This window comes from Neisseria sp. 83E34 (assembly GCF_001308015.1).
Taxonomy (GTDB): Bacteria; Pseudomonadota; Gammaproteobacteria; order Burkholderiales; family Neisseriaceae; genus Neisseria.
On the sequence record NZ_LGYH01000001.1, the window covers coordinates 441,800 to 460,391 of the forward strand.

An 18,592-nucleotide genomic window follows, 5' to 3' on the forward strand; every position below is an offset into this window, starting at 1 on the left:
TTCATAACTCAATGGTTTCTGCATCTATTTCGTCATACTGTTTATGAGTACCGACGAATTTTATATACACATACTGGGCAGAAAACCAAAACGAAGCAATCAGCCTGTAATTATTGCCTTTTATATTAAAAACAACACGGTTGTTTTTCAAAATGCTCGCGCTTCTAAACTGTTGTTTAATATCGTGCATATCTTGCCACTGGGCTTTTTTGATTTCGTCGTACCAAGCTTTCAACGGCTGCTCCGTCTCGGGGTATTTTGTCCAAAACTCTCTTAACGTTGAAACGGAAATAACTTTCATGAAAAAACCTGTCATTCTGTGACACCTGAACAATAGTCCCATAATGGGATTTTGTCAATTCTATAATTGTAAAAAGGCCGCCTGAAAATTTTCAGACGGCCTTTTTGTACCTATCAAATCAACTTCTTTCTGCTAGATGGAAATAAAATAAAAATGTTTATTTTCAATTTGATATATTTTAAATTTAAGATAACTTTAATTGGTACTTGTATATAAATTTAAGTTATCTTAAAATAACTCAAACAGTAAACCAAAGCTCTTTAACAACTTGATTACGAAGCAACCGGCCTTCGGAGCCGTCTAAGTCTTCATGCTTATTATTGACTGAAATGTGCAGACATCACTAAAACTTTGGACGGCAGGCGTAGAAAAGGCTTCGAGCCTTTGGGTAAGCAAAACCGCCTAAACGGTGGGAGTACAAACGGTTGCTGGCGGCATTCAACACGCCACCAAAAGAAAAGCCGCGCATCCGGGTAGCGCAATGGCGTCCGGTAACAGGCGGCTGTTGAACGTATTTGACAATCGGGGCGTATCCCCGATGCGGAGCGATAATCTACGGACAAGCTCCAAACTACATACTGATTTTTTGAGGCTGCCTCTTGGCGGGCAGATTCAGGGCGTTTTACTGCCCTTTAGTGTGCCGATAACGCACACGCTTTATAAGACGGTCTCGCACACCGTCTTAGGTCTGTACCCAGACCCAAGCCCGTTTGTAAAAGCGGGCTTCCGTGTGGGTATTTTACACCGAATTTTTGAGAAAGTAACAAAAGTTATTTTTATGACGGTTTAATTGAGCCTGATAAATAAATTTGCAAACCCATTGATTTTTATAAATATGATATGATTTAACCGATACAGGCATTTGATTTTAAGGAGGAATGAACAATGTCGACTTCTTATGAAACCGACTTCGCCGCATGGGCTGCCGAGCAGGCAGGGCTGTTGCGGGCGGGGTTGGTAAACAATATTGATTTTAGAAACTTGGCCGAGGAAATCGAGGATATGGGCAAAAGCGAACAGCGGGCTTTAGAAAGCCGTTTGCAGGTTTTAATCTGCCATCTGCTGAAATGGAAGTTTCAGCCTGAACGGCAGGGTAATTCTTGGAAAGCAACCATTAAAGAGCAACGGCTTAAGATTAAAAGGCTTCTTGCTGAATCCCCCAGCTTGAAAAGCAGGTTGGAAGATAGTGAATTTTGTTCAGACGTATGGTCATACGGCGTGGCTGCTGCATTACGGGAAACCGAGTTGGAAAGCACCTTCCCCGAACAGGCGATTTGGAGTATGGCCGACATCTTAAATGACGAGTTTATGCCCGAATAATTCAGACGGTCGCAATATTGAAAAGCCCGCTTATATTAATAAGCGGGCTTTGATTTTGGGAAACGGATAGCGGAGGTTTGAAATATGAAAGAGGAAATCAGAATATTGAGAGACAAAGCCGACGAGATCACGGCATTCTACGAACAGAAAGTTGACAGCTATCTTGCATTGGGCGAAGAAGGTTTTAATTTGAACAGTGAAAATGTGAATGAAAGCATTGTTCTCGCTGGAACAGCTAATCGTTATCGCCATAAGTTCGCGTGGTATTTAAACGATTCCCCGCTAATTGAAGAGTGCGGGATTGATATTGAGAAAGAAGCTGCTGATTTCAAAGCGCAGTTCGCAGCTTTTTTTGAACAGACTTCTCCGGCCGTCTAAACATTCAAGACGGCCTCACCATAACGGAGGTTGGGGCTGAATCCCGTTCGGCAGGGAGGATGCAGCAAGCGGCTCGGGTGTGGCCTCCTTATGTTTTTTAGCACACCACAGTTCGCCTGTGGCAGGGCGTTAACGCATCAATCAGCCTTTGAGAGTTCGACCTGCTCCGGCCGAAAGGGGGTGGGAAGACGCTTACAGACCTCGCGATACCGGTTCGGGCGGGTGGAAGGCCCGCTTTATTAATTAAGGATTTTCCGTATGAGATATATCCAATACACACCTGATGAAGTGGAAGTTTTAATGTCCTGCCTGTTGCTTGCACGGGAAGCGTTTACGCTTATCCGAAATTTAGGTTTGGGGCGTTTGGGACTGTATGACCTTGATAATCCGTCACTTGATGCACTATCAGAAGAAACGGTGCGTCAGAATCTGAATATTGCGGGGCAATTGGCCGAAGCGATGCACCATCTTCCTGTGGATAAAGACAGTGTGAATGATTTGGAATGTATGCTGCTCCATATGGAGCAGTTTTTATCGAAGAATCCGCCGCTTGAGGAACAGTACCGCTTGCGGGTTTTTTCAGACGGAATTAAAGAATCAATTTCCTGATACTGCCTTTTCGACACGGTATATTGGGAAAGCAAAGGTAATTTAAATATGTTCGATTTAGACGATGAGGTGAGATTAGCCGTAATCCTCATTCCTATGCTGATATATTGTCTAATTGCATTTTACGATAGGGTTGGGTTCGATCATAAATTTTTTTCTTTACTAGGAGTTGTATGTTTTTACTGGTGGATAATATCTGAAATTATTATTTATACGCTCATCATGATAGGCTCCTGTGATGGTTGCATCTCATGGTTTAAGTGACGGGTATTCCTGCATTTCCAATTCGGCGGGGAATTTCAAGATGAACCGATAGCAGGTTTCGTTGTTTTTACGGATGGCAAAGCTGGCTTGGCTTGGCCGACAATCCGAATGGCTGTAAGCATCCAGCAAAAGCAGCCATCGGTCATATTGGCAGCTTGGTTATGAGCCATTATAAGCAGCCACCACATTATGATAAATGTGCCTGAATGGATGCCGTATTTAAGTGATTTTAAAACGGATTTCTCATTGATACTGATGGCAAGAAATTTAAGACTGTTCCATAAAACAGGAAGCGTTAAATACGTACAGGCAGTGATGACAGTCCATACGGCAACAGAATGGTCAAGATGTTCGGGGTAGATGCCGTATTTATTATTGAAGTGATGAGTGGCCGATATTTTGGCGAGAAACAGTGCTACAGCAGAAGTAACAAAAACCTTCCATGTCCATTCAAATTTTTTTACGATCTCATGATAGTGTTTCCATAACTGCCAGCCGGAAAACAGTACACACAAAATGCAAAATATAAGTAGGTTTTGTGTAATGAAAATAGAGCCGTAAACTATGGCGATGGCAATTTTTTCAAAACGGTTTTCATTTGTTTCTTGACTATTTTCCATGGGCGTTTCCTGTTTTGTGTAAAGAGAAGATGTGGAAATTCAATCTTAACACGGACATTGAAACGCCCGCCCTATCACAAAGGCCGTCTGAAAACATGATTTTCAGACGGCATTATTTTTACCCTGAAAGATGGAATAGGAAAGGATTTTTTATGCCGGAAAATTTTGTAATGAGTTTTGGAGATATACTTTTTTTTGGGATGATTGTTATCATGACTTTGTTTTCTTTATCATTGAGGAAATCTTCCGATCCTGCTCCTAGGGTTTTTTCGTTGATGGGTTTGATGATGGCCTTAATTTCTATTGTTTTGTGGGTACTAAAAAAAGAACAGCTTATCTGATGGAAATTTTTGAAAACGGCAACGCGAGCCACGCAGATGCCATTGTTGACAGAAAGGAGAACATTATGTTCAAAACCTCACGAAAACCTGTACCTGTGTCCGTTGTAGGAACCTATCCGACCCGAGAGGCGGCATCAAGGCAGGTTGACCTATTTATGAAAAACCACGATCTAAATGCTTGTGCCAACATCGTGCCGTCTGAAAAAGGAACCGGTTACACGGTACAGGCAGTGAAATGGCAATAAAAAACCGCTCTGTTTCCAAAGCGGTCTTCTTAATGCAAGGATAATCTTTCATATGGCTATGGAGATTATCCATTTTTCTATGGATTTGTGCAACATATGGAGAGCAATCAATATGAAGAGAGTTTTATCGGTAACGGCAGCATTAGCTGCTTTTTTTGTATCTGTGCCAGTGCAGGCTGAAGATCTCACTGGCGATGCCAAGTTGGCCTGTGAGGCAACATTGTGCTTATCCAGCGGGGATAGACCAAGTGAGTGTAATGAGTCGATTCGGAAATATTTTACGATCAAGCATAAACGGATGCACAAAACATTGCAGGCGCGACGTGACTTTCTTAACCTCTGTCCGTCCAGCAAAGAAGAAAATATGCCTGAATTGATCAATGCGTTGGTCAATGGAGCAGGCCGTTGTGATGCTGCCGAGCTAAACCGAGTAAACCGCGCCACTTATACCGAGCAAGTGGCAGATAAAATCGGCCGCAGGTCAGATTGGTTTTATTCGACAGTAACGAAACAATACATCAAAAAAGCTTATCCGGATTACTGCAAGGCCTATTTTGATCATGGATGGACGACCGCAGGTGACCGAGTGAAGTATGTGGGAGAAGAAAAAGAAGGTGGTCGCTGGGTTGATGTCAAATAGTTTCACTCCGGTTCCGGTTTTCCTCCATCTTTTCTGCCGGAACTGATTTTAACCGACGGAGAAAACACTCCGTCGGCTTTTTATAGACAAAAGGCCGTCTGAAAATACGCGGTTTTTTGTGTGTAAGAACATTCTTTGGACGTTTATTTATAACCAGATTTTAGGAGTGAAAAAATGAAAGAAGCACATTTGATTGTTCAGGGTAAGGGAGGAGTGGGAAAGTCTTTGGCTTCCACAATCGTTGCTCAATATATAGCGGCTGAGGCTGAAGTTCCTGTTTTTTGTTTTGACACCGATCCTGTGAATCAGACATTCAGCCGGTTCAAAGCGTTAAATCCTGAAGTGGTAAATATACTGACTGCTGACAACACTATCGACACCCGTAATTTTGACGGTTTGATTGAAAAGTTGTTGGATGGAGAGGGAATTGCCGTGGTGGATAACGGTGCAGCTACTTTTGTCCCTTTGATGTCGTATATGGCAGAAAACCATGTTGACGAACTGTTGATGGAAAACGGTGTCCGCCTCATTCTTCATGTGCCGGTAATGGGTGGACAATCATTGAATGATTGTATTATCGGATTAGTTCAGACAGCGAATAGTATTAATGCTGATATTATCGTCTGGCTGAATGAGTTCCACGGAGAAGTTAAAACAGCGGATGGCAAGATGTTTACCGATTTTCAGGCTTATAAAGAGTACAAATCGAAAATCATCGGCATGGTTAAGGTAGCCCACCGCAACCCCGATACTTTCGGAAAAGATATTCAGGCAATGACATCCGCAAACTTGACTTTTAAAGAAGTGGAAGATTCGCCTGATTTCGGTGTTATGCCGCGCCAGCGTTTGCGTACGGTAAAACGAGATTTGTATGCCCAACTTAAAAAATTGCCCATTTGGGTAAACGAGCAAAAGGCAGACAGCGCAGATGAATAATCAAGTTCAGGATATTATTTCCGAGGTATTCAGACTGACTGGCGTCAGGTTGACACCTGATGATCCGGTTGTGGCGGTTTTGCTGATACTGGAGCAGTCTTTGAAGGCTGCTTTTTCCGATTTTGCCGCCGACCAAGCCAAAGTAAGTGAATCTTTTCTTGAACGTATTGCCGAGCATGAAAAGAACATTACCGATGCGGCCGCTCGGCTGGAAACCTACCGTGAGCAGCTGCTGGTTGAGCTGGCGCAACATGCAGACCGGCAAATGGAAGAGGCGGAAGGGAAGATTTACGCCGCCGTATCTGCCCGCGTCGTAAAAGACATTGAAACGGCCAACGCCGCCTTTTTAGATAATCTGAAAAAGCTGTTGATGTTTGCGTCTGCCGCTTGGGGCTTTGGAATCTTGTTGCTGGTTTGCGGTTTGATTTTTAAATAACTAGTGATTATAGAGCGGCTGGAACATGAAAATTAATTGAAGGAAGAAATTATGTTGATTGAAGCTAATCCTTCTGTCCGACCAATAACGGTAAACTCATCGTTTACTTTTACTGAAGACAGCTATCCGCATTACCGGCTTTTACCGGTACAAACAGAAACAGGCAATGATTATTGCCTGTTTTTTTATATTAATCCTAAAGATTTTTTGGTTTTGGAACCGAAAATCCAGCGCAACTTGGCTATTAAAAAACTTGCCGGATATCTTAAAACCGCCACGTTTGCCGTGTATGAAACGATATAAGGTTAACTTATGAGCACCTATGATGTTAAAGCCGCTGCGGAGTACTGTAAATGCCACCCGGAAACGATTCGGGAGCATATCAGGGAAGGCCGGTTGGTTGCATCCAAACCCGGTCGGAAATATTGTATAACCCAGTCTGCACTTGACGGATTTCTCCGTGATTTGGAAAATGAACGATTGCAGGCTTCACTTGAAAATAGGAGTGAAGAAAAATGCCTATCTACAAAAGAAACAATGGCATATGGTACGTTGACATTACAACGGCAGGTGGGCGCAGAATTAGACGGTCTGCTGGCACCAAAAACAAGGAAGAAGCACAAAAGCTGCATGACAAACTAGCTTACGAGCTGTGGCAGCAGCAGCATCTGGGGTTGAAACCTAAACGGTTGTGGGAGGAAGCAGCCGTCCGATGGATTAAAGAGCAGGGAGGTAAAAAGAAAAGTATCAAAGACGACATCAGCCGGTTGCGTGGTCTACCTCAATTCAGAGGGGTTTTGCTGCATAAAATGGACAGGGATTTTATTATGAATACCGTTGGTGGCTTTAGTTGTTCCGATAGCACCAAAAACCGTTATCTTGCGTTGATACGCGCCATTTTGAACAAAGCTGCTCGTGAGTGGCAATGGTTGGATAACGTGCCGAAAATCACGTTATACCGCGAAGAAAAGCGGCGTATCCGCTGGCTGACGCAAAGTGAGGCACAAAAGCTAGTGACCGCTTTACCTGAATACCTAGCCGATATGGCGGTTTTCAGTTTGGCAACGGGGCTGCGGCAGAGGAACGTTTTAGAGCTGAGGTGGGCGCAAATAAATCTGAACCGTAGAACGGCGTGGATTTATCCAGATGAAGCCAAGGCCGGACGCGCAATCGGTATTGCGCTAAATCAGACGGCGGTCAGTGTACTGGAAAAACAGATGGGCAAACACCCGTCTTTTGTTTTCACCTATTCAAATGGTCGCCCCGTAAAAAGCATCAATTCACGCATTTGGAAAAATGCGTTGGAAAAAGCAGGTATATCCGATTTCCGCTGGCACGATCTTCGCCATACATGGGCAAGCTGGCTGGTTCAGGCCGGTGTTCCGTTGGCGGCGTTGCAGGAGATGGGCGGTTGGGAAAGCATCAGCATGGTGCAGCGGTATGCCCATCTTGCTCCTGAGCATTTGCACGGACACGCTGCTTTGTTGGACAGTGCTGGTCTTGGTTTCGGCTCAAATTTGACACACCCCAAAATAGGCGGTGACAAAGAAAAAAGCCTAAACGTTTGTTTAGGCTTAGAAAAACTGGCTCCCCGACCTGGGCTCGAACCAGGGACCTGCGGATTAACAGTCCGTCGCTCTACCGACTGAGCTATCGGGGAATTAAGTCGCGTATTATAATTGACTCAGAAAACTTGTCAAGCAAATATCGGCTTAAGAAAATTATTTGTTTGAATTTAAAAATTAATTTGTTTTCCATGGTTGGGCGGAATATGTTTAGACTCCCGTGGTTAGTATATAAGATTTGGAAGAGTAAGCAAAAAAAGCTTGTTATACGTGGGCTGACTGATAATGAAGTAAGCTTAGCCAAAAGTGTATATGGTGAATTAATTGATTATGACAAAGTAACCATTATTAATTGTCCGTATCTGCCTTGGCAGCCGCCGGGAACGTTTATGGCGCCGAACGGTTGCATTTTTGTGAATCCGGAGCATTATCAAAATGATTATGCAGCACAAAATTTAAATTATCAGGGCATCTTTATTCATGAAATGGCGCATGTATTGCAATATCAGAGAGGTGTTAATGTATTGTGGCTGGGTACGGTATTGCAAACAGCATATTATTTGAGCTTTAAGCGCTATAACCCTTATAAATATGTGCTGCAAAAAGGAAAATCTTTTTTTCAATATAATATTGAGCAACAAGGAGATATTGCGCGGGATATTTTTTTCAAGCGTATTCCGAATATTTTGTTAGAGCCGGAAAAGGAGTGATAGGGGCCATGTTGATGTAGTATTGTTTATAACTTTTAGAAAACAATACTTGTATGAATATTCACAAAACATTCGGTTTACCATGCATATCACTCGATAATTTCCTAATTGGGTTCTTGATATTCGTTGTCTTTTATTAAGAATTTTACTACACGGCAGATTCCGGAATGATGAATTATCCCGAGCTTTTTCTTTCACCAGCCCAGCCTGAGCGCAATCTATTGCCTTATGATGGCATTGTGAATGATTATGGCGTTATTTTTCCTAAGCAAGAAGCAGACGCATACTATGCCTGTCTGAAAAACACTGTATTGTGGCGGCATGATGAAGTGGTGATTTATGGTAAGAGGATAACGACTGCACGCCAAACAGCATGGTATGGCGATGATTCAATTCAATATGCTTACTCCGGTATAACCCGAACCGCCTTACCGTGGAACAAAGTTTTGTTGGCCATTAAAGAAACCGTTGAGCGGCATATCGTCGGCATCAGCCCCGCACACTTTAATTCTTGTTTGCTGAATCTTTATAGGGACGGTAGCGAAGGCATGGCTTGGCATTGTGATGATGAAGCAAGCTTGGGCACAAATCCGGTAATTGCATCACTAAGCTTGGGTGCGACACGGAAATTTTCTTTCAAACATAAGCAAACACGGGAGAAACACGATTTAATGCTGACACACGGTCAGCTTATCGTAATGCATGGGGTAACACAAAATCACTGGCTGCATGCAGTGATGAAAAGCACCAAAGTGCATGATCCGCGCATTAATCTGACTTTTCGTACCATCTGTAGTTGATGTATTAAAAGGTGGAAAAGAATGGTTTTTTATTTTTCGCAGGGTGTAGCTGTAAAATTGAATTTTTTCTATAGCGTTAACTCCGCTTTCTTCTGCTGGCTGTGTTGTTTGGTATGAGATTTGATTTTTATGGCTTATAGAGGAAAAGAGGCTTTACCTTGTCAGGTTGCTTTTAGTATTAAGTAAAATGCCTGTCTGAAAATTTTCAGACAGGCATTTTTTAGTTGTGAACCGGTTTATTTCTTACCTTTTTTGGCCGGCTTTTTGCCTTTGGCCGGTGCTTCGGCTTTGTTCAGCTTAGCAGTTTCGGCTTTGTCCAATACGCAGTATTTGGTTACGATTTGTGAAACTTGAGTTGGCTGGCCGTTGACTACTTCAACAGCTTCTTGAGTCAGCATATTGCCGTCTACTTTATCAACGTTTGTAGCATCCGCTTTGCCTGAGCTCCAAACAACGCCGTTGCCGAAGAAACGGTTTTGTTCATTGTCGTCAACAACACGCAGCAGGTTAGGGGAAAGTTTGTCTTGATATTTCACTTGGGCAACAACAACATCGTTACCCTTGAAGCCATACATTACGTTCAGTTTATTTTGGCCTTTGTCGCCGCATTTGTACACTACTTCTTTTTTGCCGTCGATAGAGTCAACAGTAACGGTTTTAGGTTGCTCGGCAGCAGGGGTTTGAGGTGCGGCAGCTTCAGCGGCAGGAGCAGGCGCTGCTTTTGGCGCTTCTTTTTTGCTGAATGTAGAACATGCGCCCAAGGCGGTAACCATCAATATGGCCGGAACTAAGGTTTTCAGTTGTTTCATTGTGTACTCCGATAAATGTTATTTAAAAAAGCGTTTGCAAAGTTAGTTAAGATAATAACGGAAAAGTTCCTTTTTGTATTCCATTTGGAATGCTATATGGGTAAAAAATGGGTAAAGCGTAAAAGATAACAAGATAATGGAATGATTTTATTAATACTTTTGGTTAGATTAAAATAATTCGCTTGTGAAGTAAAGTTTTGGAAATAGCCGGATATTCAGGATATATCGTTGTATAGCCTTGGATTGTTACAACATGCATCATGCTTTCCGCTTTGCTATCAATGCCCGTATAATCAAAATCGTAAAATTTCATTGAATATAAGGAGAAATCATGTTTCAACACGTTGAATTTTATCCCGGCGATCCGATTCTGAGCTTAGTGGAAACGTTTAATAATGATCCCCGCAGCGAAAAAGTGAATCTGAGCATCGGTATTTATTTTGATGAAAACGGCAAGCTGCCGGTATTGGAATGTGTGAAACAGGCCGAGGTGCGTCGGACCGCGGAGCCGCAGCCGCGTCCTTATCTGCCGATGGAAGGTTTGGCGGCTTATCGCAGCGGAGTGCAGAAGCTGCTGTTTGGCGCGGATTGTGCGGGGTTGCGGGAAAACCGTGTTGCGACGATTCAGACTTTGGGCGGTTCGGGTGCTTTGAAAGTGGGGGCGGATTTTTTGCGGCGTTGGTTTCCTGATGCCAAAGTTTATGTGAGTGACCCGACTTGGGATAACCACCGCGGCATTTTTGAAGGCGCTGGTTTTGAGGTGGGCGTTTATCCTTATTATGACGCGGCCAATGGAGGTGTGAAATTTGAGGAGTTGCTGACATTTTTATTAGGCCTGTCTGAAAACAGCATTGTGCTGTTGCATCCTTGCTGTCATAACCCGACCGGCGTGGATTTAACTCATGCTCAATGGGACGCGCTGTTGGAAGTGGTGCAGATGCGTAAGCTGATTCCGTTTATGGATATTGCGTATCAAGGTTTCGGCGAAAACTTGACGGATGATGCGTATGCCATCCGCAAAGCGGTTGCGATGGGCTTGCCTTTGTTTGTGAGCAATTCTTTTTCAAAAAATTTGTCGCTCTATGGCGAGCGGGTGGGCGGTTTGAGTGTGGTCTGCCCGACGGAGGAAGAGGCGCAGCTGGTGTTCGGCCAATTGAAGTTTACCGTGCGCCGCATTTATTCCAGCCCGCCGGCGCATGGTGGTTATGTGACTGCCGATGTGATGAACTCGCCCGAGTTGTTTAGTCAATGGGAAGGTGAGGTTTATGCGATGCGCGACCGTATCCGTGCGATGCGGCGGAAGCTTTATGATGTGTTGGTAAACAAAGTGCCGGAAAAGAATTTTGATTACTTTATCAAACAGCGCGGCATGTTCAGCTATACCGGTTTGTCGCCGGAGCAGGTGCAGCGTTTGCGTGATGAGTTTGCGGTGTACCTGGTGGCTTCCGGCCGTATGTGTGTGGCGGGCTTGAATGAATCGAATGTTGATTATGTAGCCAATGCGTTTGCTGAGGTATTGAAGTAAGCCTGTGGCATTAAAGAAATATGCCTGTCTGAAAGTGTTCAGACAGGCATATTTAATGACAGATGCTTTTTGCTACTCATTAGGATGGCTTTTTTCACAGAAAAACGAGTAGAGCAGCTTGATGGTTTTGGTTACGCGTTCGTCAGTGATGTAGTATAAACGTTCGCGGTGATTAACCTCGCAATCAACCAATCCGGCTTCGCGCAGTAAAGCCAACTGGTTCGACATAGCAGCCTGAGGCAGGCCGGTAAGGGCGGCCAGCTCGGTAACGTTGAGACGCTGGTCTTGCAGGTTGCACAACACCGCCAAACGGTTGGTATTGGCCATCAGTTTCAGAAAAGTAGTGGCCTCACCGTATTTGGAAAACTTGTCTTCCATTTTGATTCTCTTGATTCAACAGCAAAAAAGCGGATTGTATAGCGGAATGTGCAGCTGCTGGTAATATTTCTGCTTAGCGGCGGTTCCACGGCATCAGCATTAGCAGCCTTGCCATGCCGCAGAATCCGGTAAGCCCGGCAGTTAACAAGCCGGCGCCTACAAATGCGCACAATAGATAAAATGCGGGCGATACCAGCCAGCCCAATATTGCGCCTGCCAAAGCGAGTGAGCCGGCGGCAATTTGTACTTGGCGCATCAGTTCAAGTGGTTGTGAGGCGTTGAACTGGGTTGGCAAGCCGGCCGACTTCCAACCGTCGATCCCGTTTTCCAGGATAAATGCTTCTTTACCGCTAGCGCATTGCGCCAGCGTGTTTGCTGCATTCCGGGTACGCATGCCTGATTTGCAATGGAAAATCACGCAGGATGCCTGTTGCGCGCCGGCAGGTAGGCCTTGTTGTTGCAATTGAGGCAGCGGTTGCAGCAAAGCGTTTTCGATATGTTCACGGCGGTATTCGTCTTCTCCGCGGATGTCGATCAATACTGCGCCGTTTTGCAGTTTATTTTGTGTATCGGCAGCAGTAATGGTGGTTATAGACATAATGATTCCTTGGGTATATGAGTATATTGACCTGAAAATCGTCATAAAGTTTGATATTCATGATGATATTTGGTGGTGTGTTTGATTATTTTTTATCAGTGGGGCAGGTGTTGATGCCGAGTAAGGTATAAAACAGGCAATTTGACATTAAGCCGGTTGCCAGAGGGATGATGCCCAGCCAGCCCCACCAGCCGATAACGTTGGTTGCTGCCAAAATGATTAAAATTGCGCCTACGGTAATACGGATGATTTTGTCGATACCGCCTACATTGCGTTTCATAAGGATGCTCCGGGTTGTTGGAATAAACATTAGTTAAATATTATATAATATAAATTATATATCAAATATTGGTTTTATAAAAGTGCCACGCAAAGCAAATGCCTGTCTGAAAAATATGTTTTCAGACAGGCATGCTTGATGAGTAAGTTTAAGATGTATCGTTGATCAACACACTAATACAAGGCAGCAAGCCGCAGACAGTATAAGCAGTAAGGAACTGATTTTGTTGCTGCTTCAGTAGCTTACAAAATCGTTCTCTTTGAACTAAGGTGCGGCAACGCCATAGCAAAAGTTAAGTTGGTTGACTATAAAAAATGCCTGTCTGAACGGTTTTCAGACAGGCATTATTGATATCAAAATGCTTCGCCCACTTTCACGCCGCCGGCGGTATCTTTAGGGGAAGCCAGTTTGGCCGTTGCGACTTGCGCTGCTTTAAAATCGGCACTTGTCATCATGGTTTCAGCTTCTGCGGGCGTAAGGGTGTTGGCCATGTATTGCCAGCGTTGTGCCAGCTCAGGGTTTTCAGGAATAGTGAAACCTTCGCGCAATTCGTCAACCAAATCCGGACGGTTGCATACCAGCACGATGTCGCAGCCAGCTTCAAATGATAAGCGGGCACGTTCTTTGATACCGCCGGCACCGCATGCGCCTTCCATGGTTAAGTCGTCTGAGAAAATTACACCGTTAAAGCCGATATCCCGGCGAAGTATGTCTTTCAGCCATTTGGCGGAAAAACCTGCGGGCTGGTCGTCGATTTTCGGATAAACCACATGAGCAGGCATCACGGCTGCCATGCCTGCCGCACTCATTTTGCGGAAAGGCAGTATATCGGCGGCTTCCAGTTCGGCCAAATTGCGATCGTCTTGCGGCAGAACGTGGTGGCTGTCGCCTTCTACAAAACCGTGGCCGGGGAAATGTTTGCCGCAGGATTTCATACCGCCTTTATTCAAACCTTTTTGCAAGGCCAATGCCAATTCAGTAACAATTTCTGCATTTTTATGGAAACTACGGTTGCCGATAACGGCGCACTGCCCCCAGTTTAAATCAAGCACGGGCGTGAACGACAAATCCACTCCGCACGCGCTCAATTCTGCCGCCAATACCCAGCCGACTTGTTCGGCTTGCGCTTTGGCGGCATCTGCGCCTTGTGTATCCCAGATTTCGCCGAGTACATCCATTGCGGGTAGCCGGGTAAAGCCTTCGATAAACCGTTGCACGCGACCACCTTCATGGTCAACGGCGATAATCAGCTCCGGTGAGCGCAATGCTTTGATTTCTTTTACGAGTTCTTTAAGTTGCGCCACATTTTCAAAATTGCGGCGAAACAGAATCACCCCGCCGACAGAAGGATCGCACAGCCGCTGTTTTTCTTCTTCGGTGAGATGAAATGCATTTACATCGGCCATCACAGGGCCGCGGGGAAGGTGAATGGGATACATGCGGGTATTCTTTAAATAAAGGGGTCGGTAATATATGTTCAGACAGGCATTTAAACAACAAATGCCTGTCTGAAACAAATGAAATGTGCTTTATTGCAGATTTAAAGCTAAAAACAGCGTCGTGCCTTTGCGCTCAACCAAAAGCGGAATATTTTTGCCGGAGCCGGCAATAGCAGTACGCAGGCCGGCTTCGTCTTCCACTTTGCTCTGCGCGATAGACAGGATTTTATCTCCGCGGCGGATGCCTGCACGTTGCGCCACGCCGCTTACATTGGTTACAACCAGATATTTTTTCTCATTGTTTGAGATTTCACGCAGGTTCATGCCCAGCTCTTCTACGGCGAAATCTTTGGCTTCAATGCTCTGAGGTAATATATTGCCGCTTTCTATTTCGGCTTCATCTTTGTCATCGGTGGCGGCGCCGAGCATTACTTTCAGCTCGTTTTCTTTACCGTTGCGCCAAACGCCCAACGTAATTTCTTTGCCGGGCACCAAGTTGCCGACCATCACAGGCAATTCGCTGGATGTGCGCACGGTTTCTCCATTGACGCTGCGCACGATATCACCGACTTGCAAGCCTGCTTTAGCTGCCGGGCTGCCGGGCAACACTTTGGCAATCAAGGCACCGGTAGGTTTATCGAGTTTAAACGACTTAGCCAAATCGTAAGATACTTCCTGAATAATGACACCCAATTGGCCACGCTGCACTTTCCCTGTGGCTTTGAGCTGCTCGACCACGTTCATGGCGATGTCGATCGGGATGGCGAACGAAATGCCCATAAAGACACCGTTTCGGCTGTATATCTGAGAGTTGATGCCGATAACTTGGCCGTCGAGATTGAAGAGCGGGCCGCCTGAGTTGCCGGGGTTGATGGCCACGTCGGTTTGGATAAACGGCGTGTAGTTTTCATTCGGCAAGCTGCGGCCTTTGGCGGATACGATGCCTGAAGTGATACTGTTGTCAAAGCCGAAAGGTGCGCCGATGGCCGCTACCCATTCACCCGGTTTCAAATCGCGCGGATTGCCGATTTTGACGATGGACAAGTTTTTGGCGTCGATTTTCAAAAGAGCCACGTCAGTTTGAGGGTCTGAGCCGATCAGCTTGGCAATGAATTCGCGCTTGTCGTTGAGGGTTACTTTGATTCTGTCCAACCCACTCACAACGTGGGTGTTGGTCAGGATGTAGCCGTCGGGGCTAATAATGAAGCCGGAGCCGAAATTTTGATCATTGTCGCCTTCATCATGCGGCACGTCCGGTGTGTTGGGTACCAAACGTTTGAAAAATTCGTAGAAAGGGTCGTTATCCGGAAATTGGTTTAAATCCATTTCGTCGTCTTTGCGGGGTTTGGTCGCAGCTGCGGGATCTTTGTAGGCTTGGATGTTTACTACGGCCGAACCTTCCTGCTCAACCAGTTTGGCAAAGTCGGGCAGGGTGGCGGGTGCTTTTTTCTCAACCTTGGTTTCCGCGGGTTTCACTGCGCTGGCAGGCTGCTGCTCTTGGCCGATGCCGAGTTTGTCGCAGCCGGCCAGTGAGAGACTTGCAGTTAAAAGCAAAGTGAGGTATTTGGGTGTTGTTTTCACGATCATTCTTTCTTGGGATTGCTATTCAGCATTTTATATTTGTGTAATGCGGGATTGTAACGAAAAGAAGCAAAGCTGAAAACTTGATTTAACAAGGTTTTTCAGACAGGCATCTGCTGTTGCGCTATGAAGGCAGGGCTTTGGCAGGGTACTCGCATAAGTCGTTGATCAAGCATTGTTCGCACAGCGGTTTTTGTGCTTTACAGGTATAGCGGCCGTGTAAAATTAGCCAGTGGTGCGCGTCGAGGATAAATTCTTTCGGTACGAATTTCATCAGCTTGTCTTCCACTTCGCGCACATTTTTACCGGGTGCGATTTTGGTGCGGTTTGAAACACGGAAAATATGTGTGTCTACCGCCATTGCGGGCTGTCCGAAAGCAGTATTGAGCACCACATTAGCGGTTTTCCGCCCTACGCCGGGCAGTGCTTCCAACGCTTCGCGGGTTTGGGGTACTTCGCCGCCGTATTGTTCGAGTAGAATGCGGCAGGTTTCAATGATGTGTTTTGATTTGGTTTTATAAAGGCCGATGGTTTTTGTGTATTCCATCACGCCTTCCAAGCCTAAATCCAGCATAGCCTGTGGTGTGTTGGCCACGGGAAATAGTTTGGCCGTAGCCTTGTTCACGCCCAAATCTGTGGCTTGTGCCGAAAGCAATACGGCTATTAGGAGTTCAAACGGGCTGTTGTAGTTCAATTCGGTGGTCGGATTAGGATTTGCGGCGCGTAGCCGCTCGAAGATTGTTTGGCGGATGTGTTTATTCATATGTAAGTTTGTGTTTTCAGACAAGCATTGGGTTGTGAATTCTTGTTTTAAACCAAATCGTTATTGTGCATTTTGGCGCTGCTCTTTGCGGAAATGCCAGGGGGCTTGCGGGTTCCTAGTGTGCCACAAACCTAAGTGTTTGCTTCGTGCATTAAGCTCGGCTTGGGCATAAATTCGGTAGTCGGTTTTACTTTGTTTCTTTTTGGCTATGGAAACATAATGCCAAGCGTGCCCGTTTTCAAGCTGGGCAAGATTGATATCGCGTCCGTTTAACTTTACTTGAGCCACTTCGCGTTGGTAACGGTCACGTTCAAACACCGTTATTTCCACTGTTTGGCCTTCAAGTAAGGTTGTAAGGCTTTTTCGGCTGGCTTCGCTGTGCACCTGTTGTAATTCTGGGGCGTCAATATAAGCCATTCTGATTTTCCGTTTCTGGCCGTTTCGGTCGATTACGCGAATAGTATCGCCATCGCTTACCGCCACTACCTTGGCTTGATAAATAGTTTGGGCAGGTGCATGATTTTGATGCGTTTCCCAATTGGATTTTGAAGCATGGTTTACCGGATCGAAACAGGCGGCGAGGGCAAATAGGGCGGAAAGAGCAGTTAAGCGGATAAACATAATGATTGCATATTTAAAATAAAAATATGATTGTACGTATCATAAGAAGCGTATACCAATGCCTGTCTGAAAAGAAAAGTTTTTTCAGACAGGCATTATGTATTATGCGAGACAAAAAGGAATATTTAATCTTGTAAGAGTACAGCAGTCAGTTTATTTATCATTCATGAGCAGTTCTGCGGCTGTGATCGCATAATAAGTCAGAATGCCGTCAGCACCTGCGCGCTTAAATGCCAATAAACTCTCTAAAATGGCTTTCTCTTTATCTAACCAACCGTTTTGAATGGCCGCTGCCAGCATGGCATATTCTCCTGATACTTGATAGGCATAGGTCGGTACGCCGAATTCGTCTTTAACGCGTCGGATGACATCCAAGTAGGGCAAGCCGGGTTTTACCATAACCATATCTGCGCCTTCTTGAATATCCAAAGCAACCTCCTGTAAAGCTTCATCACTGTTGGCAGGATCCATTTGGTAACTTTTTTTATCTGCTTTTCCAAGATTGGCAGAGCTTCCCACTGCATCGCGGAATGGTCCGTAGAAAGCAGAGGCGTACTTGGCCGAGTAAGCCATGATTCGGGTATAGATATGCCCGGCTTCTTCAAGAGCTTCTCGAATCGCACCAATTCGGCCATCCATCATGTCAGAGGGCGCAATCACTTGAGCGCCTGCATCAGCATGGCATAAAGCCTGACGTATCAACACTTCAATTGTTTCGTCATTTAAAACGTATCCAGTTTCATCAATAAGCCCGTCTTGACCATGTATTGTATAAGGATCTAAAGCAACATCGGTCATGATGCCCAGTTCGGGAAAACGGCTGCGTAATTCACGCACCGCAGTGGGTACCAACCCGTCAGGATTGTATGCCTCTTCCGCTGATTCTGTTTTATTGCGTGTTATTACCGGAAATAAAGCCATCATCGGTATTGAAAGCCCCAGCATTTTCTCTGCGGTAAAAAACAGTTTATCCAAGCTTTGGCGTTTGACTCCGGGCATTGAAGGGATATTTTGTTCTTGATTCTGCCCTTCAAGAATAAATACAGGATAAATTAAATCGTCTGCAGTTAGCTTGTTTTCCCGCATGAGGCGTCGTGAAAAATTGTCTTTTCTCATACGACGGAGACGTGAGTAAGGTACGGAGCGTTGAGTAAAAGTCATCATAATTTCTTTCTAAAATTATTAAGATATTATGTTTTAGTAAGAGATTTTAAAATAGTTGGTATGAAAATATTTTGAAATGCATAAGATAAATTCTCATATAAAACATTTGTTTAGTGTTTGTTGGGTATATTTGAGTTGTTTCGGGTGTTGACGCTGGTTGGGTTGTTGGGTATAGTTCGGTTTCTTCGCTGCTGCTGCAGTGATTCACGAACTGGTTATTATAGCACAAGCTGTTTTGATTGGTTCGCGCTCTTTAACAATACAGATTA

The 18,592-nt window shown here is 45.0% G+C and carries 24 protein-coding genes, 1 tRNA gene and 1 pseudogene; 14 read left to right on the forward strand and 12 right to left on the reverse strand.

Annotation, left to right across the window (positions count from 1 at the left end; all coding sequences use genetic code 11):
• Position 1: 1 nt before the first annotated feature.
• Entirely contained in the window at positions 2 to 301 is a 300-nt protein-coding gene (locus AKG09_RS02205; protein ID WP_054617892.1) for a type II toxin-antitoxin system HigB family toxin, read from the reverse strand.
• An 885-nt stretch (positions 302 to 1,186) separates the two neighbouring features.
• Between AKG09_RS02205 and AKG09_RS02215 the strand changes: the two genes are divergently transcribed.
• The 3 genes from AKG09_RS02215 to AKG09_RS02225 all read left to right on the forward strand — a co-directional run bounded on the left by AKG09_RS02215 (position 1,187) and on the right by AKG09_RS02225 (position 2,608).
• Entirely contained in the window at positions 1,187 to 1,621 is a 435-nt protein-coding gene (locus AKG09_RS02215; protein ID WP_054617850.1) for a DUF29 domain-containing protein, read from the forward strand.
• Positions 1,622 to 1,705: 84 nt separating this feature from the next.
• The gene (locus AKG09_RS02220; protein ID WP_054617851.1) at positions 1,706 to 1,999 is read left to right on the forward strand and encodes a hypothetical protein; all 294 of its coding nucleotides are present in this window, start codon (positions 1,706 to 1,708) and stop codon (positions 1,997 to 1,999) included.
• A 258-nt stretch (positions 2,000 to 2,257) separates the two neighbouring features.
• Positions 2,258 to 2,608: a hypothetical protein gene (locus AKG09_RS02225; RefSeq protein ID WP_054617852.1), complete on the forward strand. Its 351-nt coding sequence runs from the start codon at positions 2,258 to 2,260 to the stop codon at positions 2,606 to 2,608.
• 299 nt (positions 2,609 to 2,907) lie between these two features.
• On the opposite strand, the gene AKG09_RS02235 is transcribed toward AKG09_RS02225, so the two are convergent.
• On the reverse strand, positions 2,908 to 3,492 hold the full coding sequence (locus tag AKG09_RS02235; RefSeq protein ID WP_054617854.1) for a hypothetical protein: 585 nt from the start codon (positions 3,490 to 3,492) through the stop codon (positions 2,908 to 2,910).
• A 152-nt stretch (positions 3,493 to 3,644) separates the two neighbouring features.
• Here AKG09_RS02235 and AKG09_RS11820 point away from each other — a divergent pair, with 152 nt between their 5' ends.
• The 8 genes and pseudogenes from AKG09_RS11820 to AKG09_RS11580 form a co-directional block, all read left to right on the forward strand.
• Positions 3,645 to 3,833 (forward strand): hypothetical protein, encoded by a 189-nt coding sequence (locus AKG09_RS11820; protein ID WP_156320772.1) that lies wholly within the window; start codon positions 3,645 to 3,647, stop codon positions 3,831 to 3,833.
• Entirely contained in the window at positions 3,833 to 4,078 is a 246-nt protein-coding gene (locus tag AKG09_RS02245; RefSeq protein ID WP_054617856.1) for a hypothetical protein, read from the forward strand. Before AKG09_RS11820 ends, AKG09_RS02245 begins: the two co-directional genes overlap by 1 nt.
• Before the next feature lie 112 nt (positions 4,079 to 4,190).
• Positions 4,191 to 4,718 (forward strand): TrbM/KikA/MpfK family conjugal transfer protein, encoded by a 528-nt coding sequence (locus AKG09_RS02250; RefSeq protein ID WP_054617893.1) that lies wholly within the window; start codon positions 4,191 to 4,193, stop codon positions 4,716 to 4,718.
• Between the two features lie 174 nt (positions 4,719 to 4,892).
• Positions 4,893 to 5,654, forward strand: coding sequence for a conjugal transfer protein TraL (locus AKG09_RS02255; RefSeq protein WP_054617857.1), 762 nt, complete (start codon positions 4,893 to 4,895; stop codon positions 5,652 to 5,654).
• Positions 5,647 to 6,090 (forward strand): hypothetical protein, encoded by a 444-nt coding sequence (locus tag AKG09_RS02260; RefSeq protein WP_197272089.1) that lies wholly within the window; start codon positions 5,647 to 5,649, stop codon positions 6,088 to 6,090. The genes AKG09_RS02255 and AKG09_RS02260 overlap by 8 nt, the downstream gene beginning before the upstream one ends.
• A gap of 51 nt (positions 6,091 to 6,141) precedes the next feature.
• A complete protein-coding gene (locus AKG09_RS02265) occupies positions 6,142 to 6,393 on the forward strand; it encodes a hypothetical protein (RefSeq protein ID WP_054617858.1) in 252 nt (83 codons plus the stop codon).
• A gap of 9 nt (positions 6,394 to 6,402) precedes the next feature.
• A complete protein-coding gene (locus AKG09_RS02270) occupies positions 6,403 to 6,732 on the forward strand; it encodes a helix-turn-helix domain-containing protein (protein WP_054617859.1) in 330 nt (109 codons plus the stop codon).
• Positions 6,648 to 7,640 (forward strand): annotated as a pseudogene (locus AKG09_RS11580) (tyrosine-type recombinase/integrase); the annotation flags it as partial. The gene AKG09_RS02270 and the pseudogene AKG09_RS11580, both read left to right, overlap by 85 nt.
• A 34-nt stretch (positions 7,641 to 7,674) precedes the next feature.
• On the opposite strand, the gene AKG09_RS02275 reads toward AKG09_RS11580, so the two are convergent.
• Positions 7,675 to 7,750 (reverse strand) — tRNA-Asn (locus AKG09_RS02275).
• Positions 7,751 to 7,819: 69 nt separating this feature from the next.
• On the opposite strand from AKG09_RS02275, the gene AKG09_RS11825 reads away from it, so the two are divergent.
• Together AKG09_RS11825 and AKG09_RS02285 are read left to right on the forward strand one after the other, a co-directional pair.
• A complete protein-coding gene (locus AKG09_RS11825; protein WP_156320773.1) occupies positions 7,820 to 8,365 on the forward strand; it encodes a hypothetical protein in 546 nt (181 codons plus the stop codon).
• Positions 8,366 to 8,532: 167 nt separating this feature from the next.
• Positions 8,533 to 9,165, forward strand: a complete 633-nt coding sequence (locus tag AKG09_RS02285; protein WP_197272090.1) for an alpha-ketoglutarate-dependent dioxygenase AlkB — start codon at positions 8,533 to 8,535, stop codon at positions 9,163 to 9,165.
• A 236-nt stretch (positions 9,166 to 9,401) separates the two neighbouring features.
• Here AKG09_RS02285 and AKG09_RS02290 read toward each other — a convergent pair whose 3' ends face one another.
• Positions 9,402 to 9,974: a hypothetical protein gene (locus tag AKG09_RS02290; RefSeq protein ID WP_054617860.1), complete on the reverse strand. Its 573-nt coding sequence runs from the start codon at positions 9,972 to 9,974 to the stop codon at positions 9,402 to 9,404.
• A 331-nt stretch (positions 9,975 to 10,305) separates the two neighbouring features.
• Here AKG09_RS02290 and AKG09_RS02295 point away from each other — a divergent pair, with 331 nt between their 5' ends.
• Entirely contained in the window at positions 10,306 to 11,499 is a 1,194-nt protein-coding gene (locus AKG09_RS02295; RefSeq protein ID WP_054617861.1) for an amino acid aminotransferase, read from the forward strand.
• Between the two features lie 72 nt (positions 11,500 to 11,571).
• On the opposite strand, the gene AKG09_RS02300 is transcribed toward AKG09_RS02295, so the two are convergent.
• The 8 genes from AKG09_RS02300 to hemB all read right to left on the reverse strand — a co-directional run bounded on the left by AKG09_RS02300 (position 11,572) and on the right by hemB (position 18,323).
• Positions 11,572 to 11,877, reverse strand: coding sequence for a helix-turn-helix transcriptional regulator (locus AKG09_RS02300; protein WP_054617862.1), 306 nt, complete (start codon positions 11,875 to 11,877; stop codon positions 11,572 to 11,574).
• A 73-nt stretch (positions 11,878 to 11,950) separates the two neighbouring features.
• Positions 11,951 to 12,475 (reverse strand): rhodanese-like domain-containing protein, encoded by a 525-nt coding sequence (locus AKG09_RS02305; protein ID WP_054617863.1) that lies wholly within the window; start codon positions 12,473 to 12,475, stop codon positions 11,951 to 11,953.
• Between the two features lie 85 nt (positions 12,476 to 12,560).
• Positions 12,561 to 12,755 carry a DUF2892 domain-containing protein gene (locus tag AKG09_RS02310; protein ID WP_054617864.1) on the reverse strand — a complete coding sequence of 65 codons (195 nt, stop codon included), beginning with the start codon at positions 12,753 to 12,755 and terminating at the stop codon, positions 12,561 to 12,563.
• Positions 12,756 to 13,108: 353 nt separating this feature from the next.
• On the reverse strand, positions 13,109 to 14,194 hold the full coding sequence (gene nagZ, locus AKG09_RS02315; RefSeq protein WP_054617865.1) for a beta-N-acetylhexosaminidase: 1,086 nt from the start codon (positions 14,192 to 14,194) through the stop codon (positions 13,109 to 13,111).
• Positions 14,195 to 14,284: 90 nt separating this feature from the next.
• Positions 14,285 to 15,781, reverse strand: coding sequence for a DegQ family serine endoprotease (locus AKG09_RS02320; RefSeq protein WP_054617866.1), 1,497 nt, complete (start codon positions 15,779 to 15,781; stop codon positions 14,285 to 14,287).
• A gap of 118 nt (positions 15,782 to 15,899) precedes the next feature.
• Positions 15,900 to 16,538, reverse strand: a complete 639-nt coding sequence (nth, locus tag AKG09_RS02325; protein WP_054617867.1) for an endonuclease III — start codon at positions 16,536 to 16,538, stop codon at positions 15,900 to 15,902.
• Positions 16,539 to 16,598: 60 nt separating this feature from the next.
• Entirely contained in the window at positions 16,599 to 17,159 is a 561-nt protein-coding gene (locus AKG09_RS02330) for a thermonuclease family protein (protein WP_054617868.1), read from the reverse strand.
• A gap of 153 nt (positions 17,160 to 17,312) precedes the next feature.
• Positions 17,313 to 18,323, reverse strand: a complete 1,011-nt coding sequence (hemB, locus tag AKG09_RS02335) for a porphobilinogen synthase (protein WP_369814074.1) — start codon at positions 18,321 to 18,323, stop codon at positions 17,313 to 17,315.
• Positions 18,324 to 18,592: the final 269 nt, after the last annotated feature.